This window comes from Nocardia sp. NPDC060220 (assembly GCF_042727815.1).
Lineage (GTDB): Bacteria > Actinomycetota > Actinomycetes > Mycobacteriales > Mycobacteriaceae > Nocardia.
On record NZ_JBHWZY010000157.1, the window covers coordinates 1 to 10459 of the forward strand.

At 65.7% G+C, this 10459-nt stretch carries 12 protein-coding genes; 6 read left to right on the forward strand and 6 right to left on the reverse strand.

Annotated elements, in window-relative coordinates; translation table 11 throughout:
* Both ACFWF3_RS10850 and dapA read right to left on the reverse strand, forming a co-directional pair.
* The coding region (locus tag ACFWF3_RS10850) for a DHA2 family efflux MFS transporter permease subunit (protein WP_379313466.1) at window positions 1-1442 on the reverse strand (1442 nt) is incomplete at its 3' end.
* Window positions 1443-1508: 66 nt separating this feature from the next.
* Window positions 1509-2399, reverse strand: coding sequence for a 4-hydroxy-tetrahydrodipicolinate synthase (gene dapA / locus ACFWF3_RS10855; protein ID WP_379313467.1), 891 nt, complete (start codon window positions 2397-2399; stop codon window positions 1509-1511).
* A gap of 71 nt (window positions 2400-2470) precedes the next feature.
* Here dapA and ACFWF3_RS10860 point away from each other — a divergent pair, with 71 nt between their 5' ends.
* The gene (locus ACFWF3_RS10860; RefSeq protein ID WP_378989911.1) at window positions 2471-3343 is read left to right on the forward strand and encodes a LysR family transcriptional regulator; all 873 of its coding nucleotides are present in this window, start codon (window positions 2471-2473) and stop codon (window positions 3341-3343) included.
* Window positions 3344-3431: 88 nt separating this feature from the next.
* Window positions 3432-4577, forward strand: a complete 1146-nt coding sequence (locus ACFWF3_RS10865) for an LLM class flavin-dependent oxidoreductase (RefSeq protein ID WP_379313468.1) — start codon at window positions 3432-3434, stop codon at window positions 4575-4577.
* 95 nt (window positions 4578-4672) lie between these two features.
* On the opposite strand, the gene ACFWF3_RS10870 is transcribed toward ACFWF3_RS10865, so the two are convergent.
* Window positions 4673-5917, reverse strand: coding sequence for an MFS transporter (locus ACFWF3_RS10870; RefSeq protein WP_379313469.1), 1245 nt, complete (start codon window positions 5915-5917; stop codon window positions 4673-4675).
* Window positions 5918-5991: 74 nt separating this feature from the next.
* On the opposite strand from ACFWF3_RS10870, the gene ACFWF3_RS10875 reads away from it, so the two are divergent.
* On the forward strand, window positions 5992-6822 hold the full coding sequence (locus tag ACFWF3_RS10875) for a TetR/AcrR family transcriptional regulator (protein ID WP_379313471.1): 831 nt from the start codon (window positions 5992-5994) through the stop codon (window positions 6820-6822).
* A gap of 23 nt (window positions 6823-6845) precedes the next feature.
* Here ACFWF3_RS10875 and ACFWF3_RS10880 read toward each other — a convergent pair whose 3' ends face one another.
* The 3 genes from ACFWF3_RS10880 to ACFWF3_RS10890 all read right to left on the reverse strand — a co-directional run bounded on the left by ACFWF3_RS10880 (window position 6846) and on the right by ACFWF3_RS10890 (window position 7803).
* Window positions 6846-7343 (reverse strand): transposase, encoded by a 498-nt coding sequence (locus tag ACFWF3_RS10880; RefSeq protein ID WP_379313479.1) that lies wholly within the window; start codon window positions 7341-7343, stop codon window positions 6846-6848.
* The gene (locus ACFWF3_RS10885) at window positions 7330-7479 is read right to left on the reverse strand and encodes a hypothetical protein (protein ID WP_379313472.1); all 150 of its coding nucleotides are present in this window, start codon (window positions 7477-7479) and stop codon (window positions 7330-7332) included. The genes ACFWF3_RS10880 and ACFWF3_RS10885 overlap by 14 nt, the downstream gene beginning before the upstream one ends.
* 84 nt (window positions 7480-7563) lie before the next feature.
* On the reverse strand, window positions 7564-7803 hold the full coding sequence (locus ACFWF3_RS10890) for a transposase (RefSeq protein WP_379313473.1): 240 nt from the start codon (window positions 7801-7803) through the stop codon (window positions 7564-7566).
* A gap of 1043 nt (window positions 7804-8846) precedes the next feature.
* Between ACFWF3_RS10890 and ACFWF3_RS10895 the strand changes: the two genes are divergently transcribed.
* From ACFWF3_RS10895 to ACFWF3_RS10905, 3 genes are all read left to right on the forward strand, one after another.
* Entirely contained in the window at window positions 8847-9395 is a 549-nt protein-coding gene (locus ACFWF3_RS10895) for a YbaB/EbfC family nucleoid-associated protein (RefSeq protein ID WP_379313475.1), read from the forward strand.
* Window positions 9392-9691: a hypothetical protein gene (locus ACFWF3_RS10900; RefSeq protein WP_379313476.1), complete on the forward strand. Its 300-nt coding sequence runs from the start codon at window positions 9392-9394 to the stop codon at window positions 9689-9691. Before ACFWF3_RS10895 ends, ACFWF3_RS10900 begins: the two co-directional genes overlap by 4 nt.
* Window positions 9692-10079: 388 nt before the next feature.
* Window positions 10080-10459 (forward strand): hypothetical protein (locus tag ACFWF3_RS10905; RefSeq protein ID WP_379313478.1); only part of this gene is annotated, 380 nt, incomplete at its 3' end.

Sequence of the window (10459 nt, forward strand, 5' to 3'; positions counted from 1 at the left end):
ACCACGGTGACCCAGTACGTGTTGCTGAACGCTGTCGCCGCCAGGTCGAGTCCCTGCTCGATGACCGACGGGGGAACCTGCGCGGCGAGATCGGGCCGGGCGTTGGCGCCGATCGCGACCTTCGCCTCCGGGTGATCGTTGAGCTGGGCGGCCAGCACGACCGACATCGTCGCCGTGCCGATCGACGCCGCGGTCTGGTTGATGATGTTCATCAATGTCGAACCACGCGCGACCTGTGCGTGCGAGAGCGTCTGGATCGCGGCGGTCATCACCGGCATCATGGTGCAGCCCATGCCCAGACCCATCACGAACAGCGCGCCACCGATCAGCAGGTAGGAGGTGTCGGCGCCCAGCTGGGTGAACCCGGCCAAGCCGAGGGTGATGAAGGTGATGCCGAACATGACGATCTTGCCGGGGCCGATCTTGTCGACCAGGAATCCCGCGATCGGCATCGTCAGCATGGCGCCGATACCCTGTGGGGCCATGAGCAGACCGGAGTCGAACGCCGTCTCCCCGCGCACCTGCTGCAGGTAGTTCGGCAGCAGGAAGCCGGCGCCGAAGAACGCCGTCGCGAACAGCGACATGGTGAGCACGGAGTACCGCAGCGACGGGTTGGAGAACAGCCGCAGGTCGATCAGCGGATGCTCGGTGCGCAGCGCGTGGAACACGAACGCCACCAGCAGCGCCGCGCCGATGATCGCCGGAATCAGCACGCGCGAGGCCATCACGGTGCCCTTCTCCGGAATGGAGGAGACACCGAACAGGAACAGCGCCAGACCCGGCGAGGCCAGCAGCATGCCGAGGAAGTCGAACGATTCCGAGGGTTTGGGCTTGTCGGGAGCGAACACGATCCAGGCCAGGATCAGCGCGACGATGCCCAGCGGCAGGTTGATCAGGAAGATCCAGTGCCAGCTGAAGGAGTCGATGAGCCAGCCACCGAGAATGGGGCCACAGATCGGGCCGAGCAACATGGGCACGCCGAGTACCGCCATCACCCGCCCGATCCGCTGCGGGCCCGCGGCGTGGGTCATGATCGTCATACCGAGGGGCATGAGCATGCCGCCGCCGATGCCCTGGATGACACGGAAGGCCACCAGCGACTCGATACTCCACGCCATCGAACACAGCACCGACCCGATGATGAAGAAGGTCAGCGCCGCCATATAGAGGCGTTTGGTGCCGAAGCGATCGGCGGCCCAGCCGGTCATCGGGATGACCGAGGCCAGCGCCAAGGTGTAACCGGTCATGGTCCAGGCGACGACCTCGACGGAGGCGTTGAAGTCCTGCATGAACGTCGGGATCGCCACGGTGACCACCGTGATGTCGAGAATCGACATCACCGCGCCCAGGACGACGACGCCCGCCACCTTCAACACGGCGGCATCCAGCTTGTCAGGAGTGTGATCGGGCGCGGCGGCGCCGATATCCGGAGGTTTCGTCACCGGTTAACCCAAGCACCTTTCGCTGCCGATGACCAGTGAAATTTTCTGTTCGTGATCTGGTCGATGTCACACCCGCGTGATCGTCGCCGCCTCGCTCGCCCTGAGCGCCGCACTCGTCGCGGCACTCGATGCCGGCAGCATCGGCAGCCGAACGGCCGCGCTGGAGATCTGACCACGCTCGGCGAGCACCGCCTTGATGACCGTCGGGTTGGGCTCGGCGAACAGGGCCGCACCGAGCGCGTCGAGACGGTCACCGATCGCGCGGGCCCGGACGACGTCACCGGCGTGCCATGCCTCGATGAGATCGGCGTATTCACGGGGCGCGATATTGGCCGCGGCCAGGATCGCGCCGTGCGCGCCGAGAGCCAGCAGCGCGGAGGCGAAACGGTCGTCGCCACTGAGCACTGTCGCCGGGGTATGGGCGGCCATCAATTCGACACTGGCCGCGTCGATTCCGCCCACGGCGTGCTTGAAGCCGGCGATGTTCGGGGTATTCGCGAGACGAATCAACGTACTGCCGCTGAGCGGGCGTCCGGTGCGGTGCGGCACGTCATAGACGAGCAGAGGGGCCGGACTGATCGCTGCCAACTGCGTGAAGTGCGCGATCACGCCTTCTTCGCTCGGTCGCACGTAGTAGGGCACCACCGCCAGCACGGCCGCGACGGGCCGCGCGAGTTCGGCGATCGCTCGCACCGATTCCGCGGTGGCGTTGCCGCCCGCGCAGGCGATCAGCGGTGCGCCGCGGTCGGCGCAGACGCTCGCGCAGATATCCAGGACTCGCGCACGCTCGGCGGCAGTGAGCGCGGACGGCTCCGCCGTGGTGCCGAGCGCGACGAGTCCGGTCGCACCCGCGTCGAGGACAGCGTGCGCGTGTCGTTCCAGCGCCGCGGGCTCGACGGCCCCGTCGGCGGTGAACGGCGTGATCAAAGGGACGAAGAGTCCGTGTAGCGATGTCATGACTCTATCGTCGAGCCAGATCCACCATCAGGTCCAGTTCACATTCATGATGACGACCGTAAGCTGAACTGATGCTCGATGTCCGCAAACTTCGCCTGCTCCGCGAACTCGCCCATCGCGGCACCATCGCCGCGGTCGCCGAGGCGCTCAGCTATACGCCCTCGGCGGTATCCCAGCAGCTCACCGCGCTCGAACGCGAAGCGGGCGTCCCGCTGCTGGAACGCTCGGGCCGCCGCGTCGCTCTCACCCCCGCCGCGCAGCTCCTCGTCGGGCACACCGAAACGATCCTGGCCGCCCTCGAACACGCCGACGCCGAATTGTCCTGTACCAGGGACGAGCTGGCCGGCACCCTGCGCATCGGCACCTTTCCGACCGCGGCGCGCACCCTGCTGTCGCCCGCCCTCGTCACCTTGAGCACCGACCACCCGCGCCTGGAACTCACCGTCACCGAAATCGACCCCGCCGACATCCCGAACGCCCTGCGCGCGGGGACCCTGGATATCGCGCTCACCCACGACTACGACCTGGTCCCCGCCGACACGGACCCCTCCTTGCAAACCGAGCCCCTCCACACCGAAACCGTCTACCTGGCCACGCTGGGCCCCGTGCCCACCGAGGACTCGCTGGCCGCACACCGCCGATCCCCCTGGATCGCGGGCACCCCCGGCACGCTGTGCCATACCCTGACTATCCGAGCCTGTCAGGCAACAGGATTCACCCCCCACATCCGCCACCACGCCGACGACTTCGACACCGTCCTGACCCTCGTCGCCGCAGGCGCGGGCACCGCCATAGTCCCCGCCCTCGCCCTCTACGCACCCCCCGAACACATCACCCTCACTCCCCTGCCGATCCGCCGCCACACCCAGCTCGTATACCGCAACGGCACCGGCCTGCATCCGGCGATCCACGCCGCCCGGCTCGCCCTGCACGCCGCGGGCTAGGCACCTCCGGCCTACCGCCGATCGGTGGGATAATCGAGCCGGTCGACAGGGAGACCGCAGTGATGACATCGAGTAGTGGGAGTAGCCCATGGCACGAGTCAGGACCGGAATAGTCGATCCGGGTCTTCATTCCCGCGGTGCGCCGGATCTCACCCACCGCACGGCGAAGTTCGTCGCCGCGACGACCGGTGCCGACTCCCTGTGGGTCGTCGACCACTTGATCGGGTTGTTTCCCTCGTCGGTGTGGAAGCCGAGCCATGCGGGCGGCGCACGGGTCGTTCCCGTCGCGGACGCGTACTACGAACCGTGGACCCTGCTCGGGCGCGCGGCGGCGCGGAATCGGTGGAGTCGGCTTCGGCTCGGGGTGGGAGTCACCGACGCCGGTCGCAGGCATCCGGCGGTGACCGCACAGGCCGCCGCGACCTTGCATCTGCTCAGCGGCGGGCGAGCGATTCTCGGGATCGGTCCGGGAGAACGCGAGAACAACGAGCCCTACGGTGTCGATTGGCAACGCCCGGTCGCGCGCTTCGAGGAGGCTGTCGCGACGATTCGGGCATTGTGGGAGTCCCACGGTGAGCCGATCTCCCGGGATTCCGAATTCTTCCCTCTCCGCGACGCGGTCTTCGCGCTGCCGCCGCACCGCGGTACCCGACCGGAGCTCTGGATGGGAGCGCACGGACCGCGCATGCTCAGGGTGGCCGGTCGATTCGCCGACGCGTGGCTGCCCGCCTTTCCGGGCAGCCCAGCCGAATACCGCGACAAGCTCGACACGATCAGGACCGCGGCCTCGGATGCCGGGCGCGACCCGTCTGCGGTCCAAGCGGCCGGGTGGCAATGGATCATCACCGCGAAGTCGCAGACGATTGTCGAGGAGATTCTCGATTCGGCGGTGATCCGCGCCTACATGCTCGCCGCGTCCGCGCAGGCCTGGGCACGCCATGGCGTCGAGCATCCGTTGGGCCCCACGTTCTCCGGCGCCCAGGACATCCTGCCGCAGACCATCGACGAGGCCACCGCGCTGGAATACGGTCGACGCGCACCGCTGTCGTTGATCCGAGATGTCTTCCAGGTCGGCACACCGGCGGAGGTGCTCGACCAGATCGCCGAGCGGCGCGACCACGGATTGACCTACGCCGTGTTGGTCGACCTCGGCGCGTGTCACCCGAAACTGCGGACGGGACTCCTGACCGGGTCGTCGTTCGCCAAGGTCGCACGCGGAATCCGCCGACTGTGACGAACCGCCATGGCGGTAGGCGATTTCGGTGGCCGCGTCGGGGTGCGTCGGCGGCGATGGCGGTGGCATAAGGGCTCGCCTGATCTACTCGACGGTCAACCCGTCGCGGCCGCGAGACGCGCGGAGCGCTGCAGGCGAGCGCCGAGCAGAGTCAAGCACAGGGCAAGGACCAGGAGCAGAGCCAGGGTCCATGCCAGGGTCGAAAAGCCGTGTGGCGCAGTCGCTGCCGCGACGATCGGGCCCAGGGTCGCGCCGACGTAGAAGCTGAACATGGCGACCGAAGAGGCTGCCGCGCGGGCATCGCCGCCGAGTTCACCCGCACTCTGCAACACCGCGGGGGCGATGACGCCGAGGCCACCGACCAGGACCGCCAGCAGCACAGTGAGGACCGCCAGGTGCGAGCCTTCGAAGGTCGCGGCGACCATCGCGGTGGCCGCGATCAGCACGCCGAGGACCATCTGGGTGGGCTTGGACAGGCGCGCCAGCGGAATGGCGAGCAGTGGCAGCGCCATCATCACCGGCAGGGCGCCCGCCCGCAGCGTCAGCAGTTCGCCGGAACCGGTGACCAGGCCGGTGAGCTCGATCCCGGTGTAGATGCCGACCATGACGGCCATGCTCAGGGCGCCCGCCACGAGCATCGGGAGCAGCGGCGTGATGCGCAGCACCGCGGGAATGGCGGCGTAGCTGTGGCGCAGCGGGAGGTCACGGCCGGTGGGGGCGTCATCGAGCATAACGGCCCGCAGCGCGAAGGCCAAGGCAGTGAAAACGACCGCGGAGCCGAGGAATACGGTGCGCCACGGGAACGACGCGACCACGGCCTGCGAGACGATCTGGGCGATGACGGTGGCGGCCAGGAAGGAGGTGGCCACCGACATGGTGACCACGGCCCGGTGCCCCGGCGCGATGCGCGTGCCGACGTAGGCCATGATCGCGGGCGGAATGGAGCCGACGACGAGGCCCTGCACGATCCGGAGCGCGACGGCCACGGGCGCACTGAACGCCAGACCGGTCAACAGGGTGACCACCGCGGCCACGAGCATGCCGGTGACCAGGACCCGGCGATGGCCGTATCGATCCGACAGCGGGCCGAACAGCACGAAGCCGCCCGCGTAGCCGAAGGCGAAGGCGCTGATGACCCACGTCATCGCCCCCGAACCCACACTCCACTCTGCTTTCATGGCTTCGAACAGGGGAATCGGCGTGTACATCTGACCGGTGGCCAACAAGGCCGACAGCACGAAAACGGGGAGGGTGCGCCCGGTGTGCGTACGGGGCGACGTGTCGCGAACGCGGGCAGGGGCCGGACTTCCGACCGGAAGCTGGACTGTCGGTGATGCCATGTCGACGACAGTAGGCTCGCACAGAGACAGAGTCAACCAAATAGTTGGTTTAAAGACCTGGTAAAGTCGGCCCCATGACGGCGAGCACCATCAAACGCAGCGACGCGACCAGACAGGCCCTACTGCGTGCGGCGCGAGCCGAATTCGCGCAGTACGGCCTGGCCGGAGCCCGGGTCGATCGCATCGCCGAGGCCGCCGGCGTCAACAAGGAACGCATCTACGGCCTGTTCGGCAGCAAGGACAGGCTGTTCGACGTCATCATCGTCGACACCATGCGCGAATTCATGGAGGTCGTCCAGCCACTCGCCGAGACCGAGCCGGGCGACTACGTCGGCAAGCTCTTCGACTACCACCGCGACCATCCGCAGCTGCTGCGCCTGCTGCTCTGGGAGGGCTTGCACCGCGGCGCCGACGCCCACGATGTCGACGGTTGGCGCGCTGACCACTACGGACAGAAATTCGACCGTGCCCAAGAACAATTCGGTGTCGACGAGAAGCAGGCAGGCCGCCTCCTACTCGCCCTCTGCGGCCTCGCCAACTGGACCCACGCCGTCCCCCAGACCACGCGCCTGCTACTCGGCGACGCCGCCTCCGACACCGACGCCACCCGCGAGTTCGTGAAGGAATTCGCCCGGGCCGCACTGCGAAACCTCGCGACCACACCCCAACCCGTCGCGCCGCAGCCGGACGCCACCCTCCCGGAACCGGTCAATGCATTGACCACCCCGGTGGACGACGCCGCCCGCCGCCTTCGCGAAGCCCAAGCCGCTGCCGATGTCGCCCGCGCGGAACTCGCAACCGCCCTGCGCACCGCCCACGCCGCCGGGGCGGGGGCGAATCAGCTCGCCCGCCGAGTCGCCGGAACCATGTCACGCCCACTCGTCCTCAAGCTCCTGACCGACTAGGTCATGTCCCCCAATAGCTTCAGTCATTCGACCATGAGGGCCATGACGATCCCTGCCCGGTAACTGCAGGCCAGCTTGTCGTAACGAGTCGCGACACCACGCCGATGCTTCGCCTTGTTGAACGCCCGCCCGACCACATTGCGACCCTTGTAAGCATCGGAGCCGAACCCGGGCGGGCGTCCACCGGCACGACCTCGGCGTTTCCAATTGGCCACCTGATCGGACCGTTGCGGAACCACCGCCGTGATCCACTTGCCTCGCAACAACTCTCGATACGCTGCCGAAAAATGCGCCTTATCAGCGAGCACCCGATCGGGGTTGCGTCGCGGAGGGCCACCGACCAGCCTTGGGACCGCGATCGCGTCGAGCACTGCGGGCGTCATCGGCGAGTCACCGGCCTGACCCGCAGTGATTAATACGGCCAACCCGAGTCCGTTGCCGTCGGTGGCGAGATGGGCCTTGGTAGTCAACCCGCCCCAAGACCGGCCGATCCCGTGATCAGATGGCTCATAACTCACCATCCGGGCCAGCAACCGCGTCACCACCGCGACGGGTGTTGGCGCCGTGTTGATGCACCCGCATGATCGTCGAATCGATTGAGACCACGCAATCGAGGTTGTCGATCGCGTCCGCCAACGCCGTCAACGCGACGAGCACCCGATCCCAGGTTCCGTCGGCGGCATAACGGCGGTGACGTTTCCATACCGTCTGTTACGGACCGAACACCTCGGGCAGGTCCCGCTACGGCATCCCGGTCCGCAACCGGAACAACATTCCCTTCACGACCTGGCGGTTGTTGGAGAAGTTGCGACCCACGCGGCCATCGGATTTCGGCAACAACAGCTCGAGCAGTTCCCACTGATTGTCCGTCAGAACCTGATGCCGATCACCACAGTCTCCGCCACGGCGAACATGATGCCCGACCCGACGGACTACCGGCGGCGAACCGAAACCCGATTGGGAGACATAACCTAGCCGCAATGCGTGAGGCCGAGGCGCTGAGCGTGATCGGCGATCGTTCAGCGATGGTCGGCGCGGTCAATCGGGCGCACCGGCCGTACGTATCGACCAGAGGTCTTGATCCGGTCTACCTTGCCCCATCTGCCGGAAGCGCAGCTCAGCGGATCCACCGGCTTGGCGTTCATGCGGCTGGGCGACCACGCCGAAGCCGCCACGTATCTGCGATCCGTCATCGACGGCACCGCGGCCTACCCGGGTGAGCAGGCTGCCTGGCAGGTTCGCTTGGCTGAGAACTATGTTCAGGCCGGGGCAATTGCCGATGGCTGTGGGTACTCATCGAGAACTTCAAGGTGTCAGCAAGGTGGCCTCGACCCGCCTGCAAACGACGCTCGCGGAGATCGCGGGTGAGCTGCGTCGGCATACGGCGGTGGCGGAAGTACACGAGTTTTTCGGGCCGTGGACGGCCAGGTGAGGCTAGTCGGGTGAGGCGCTCGGTGACTCGTGCGCGCAGCAGTTCGTAGCGCTGTTTAGTGTGCTCGTAGGAGACAGAACTCACGCGTTGAGGCGAAGCCCTTGGGTTTTGGTGCCGGGCCGGTGAACTGGGTGTGTTCCGGGAACTGCTGCGCCTACCCCCGGGGCGAAGTGGGGTGATTGTGTCCTCGATCTCGAACGTGCAGACGGGAGCCGGTGTGTTGCAACTTAGGTTCTGTCGCTGCGGGCGCGACGATCGGTGGAACCGTCATGGTTCGTCGGAAGCTGTTGGAGCAGAGGAACAGTGGCATGACCGAGTACTGTCGAGGTAGGTAGTCGCGTCTACGAGTTCGGCCGGACGTGTGCGTAGCGGAGTGTCTCCCCGGGCTCAGCAGTATGGCTGGGCAGCCGTACGCCACGCGGCAGGTATCGCTGCAGCTTTGTGGCGCTGATCCGGGCGGGGTGTGTGCTAGCTTGCCCGGGGAGTGTCATTGTTCGATGCAAGGGGGCGGCTATGACCGGGGAAAACGGCGACAAACCTGTCCTGCTGAGCCGCGTCATCGTGTCGCCGGTTCCGATGCCGGACATGGTTGATGGTGCTGCATGAGTCGCACGATTGGCACCGCGCGGCAGGGGAGCCCGTTCCGCCCGGCTGCTGCATTGTTGTCGACGTTGACAGCACCCCTGAGGCGGCAGGTAGCCTCCACTCCGGCGGCCGGGCTGCGACAATCGCCGTCCGGCATCTTGCGCACGGGGAGGGCGACCAGATGATGATCATGCACCGCGAAGAGCTCGGCGAGCTACTGGACCGGATTCACAACCAACTCAACGCGTTTCAGGCCCGAGCTTCGAGCGCGATATCGACCGCCTCACGCGACTCTTTCACCGGGTACTCGAACGACCGGCGTGTGATGGCAGTGGTGAGCGGCGATGGGCGAACGGTTCTCGACATTCGGATGAAGCAGGGATTCGGCGACCTGAATCGACCGGCCTGGCTGCTCGCCGATGACATTGACCTAGCCTGCCGAGGGATTGTCGAGGCGATCAATTCTGCACGTAGAGAAGCGGTTGATCAGTCGGTCGAGGCTCTGACGAAGGAATTCCCTGAAGCATTCGACCTTCTGAAGGATCTCAAAGAGTGACCGACTTCGATGAGCTCTATACGCTGACGCAAGAGCTGAACAAGAACTACGACCGTGCGGTCGGCAGAGTCAAGCGGGGCGAGTCGCTGCCGCAGCGACAACGTTCCATCGTTCCGATCGTTGATTCTTACGACGACGGACAGTACGGCTCACTCACGATTGACGGCACAGGCCAGCTTTTCGACATCAACCTCGATGCCTACGAAGTGTCGCAGTCGAACCAAGATCAGATCATCGCGTTGATTTTGCAGACCGTGAACAACGCGCTCAGTACCAGGACAGGGGAGATTCGGTGACCGATCTGAGTGTTTGCCCGGAGGCTTTGCGGATCCAAGCCGTCGAGATCGAAGATTGCGCGGTTCACTACACCACATCAGCTGCCCGTGTTGGCGAGCACCGACTTTCGCCACTGGCACTGGGTGCGCTTGGCCGAGATATCGTCCAACACTTCAATGATATGAGCCTGAATGTCAGCAACAAACTGAAGGACAGCGCCGCGACGATTGATTCCGCCGCAGACGGAATCCGTGCGTGCGCAACACACTTTCAGAGCGTGGATGATGACTACTATCGAAAATTTGGCTACATCGACGAGGCACTGGGGTACCGAGCGCGATGGGAAGTAGGACAACAAAAGGGTATCCAGTCCCAGCTGATCACAACCCTGACAAGCTGCCCGAGGAGTTGGTCTTTCCATGGGGGGCGGCGGGCACCCTCGTCACAACTGCCGAGCGCATCGGGGTGCCGGGAGTAAGTGAACTGATCGACAGCATTCAGGCGATGTTGGGCAATCCGAATGAGGCAGCTGAAACTACGGCCGCATGGCAAAGTGCGGTACAGGAGCTGACATCGGCCGTGGACGGCAGCGGTACCAACAATATCGGGCTCTTGACGGCCAAGGATGAGCTGGGGGCTCGGTGGAACGGCGCGGCACGAGAGGCCGCGGTCGCCTATGTCGACCGCGTGGTCACCACGACGAATTCGATCCGCGATTCCATTAAGAACATGGCAACGAAGGTCGACGAACTCCGTTCTGTCATTATGACGAATTACAAGGAGGCTAT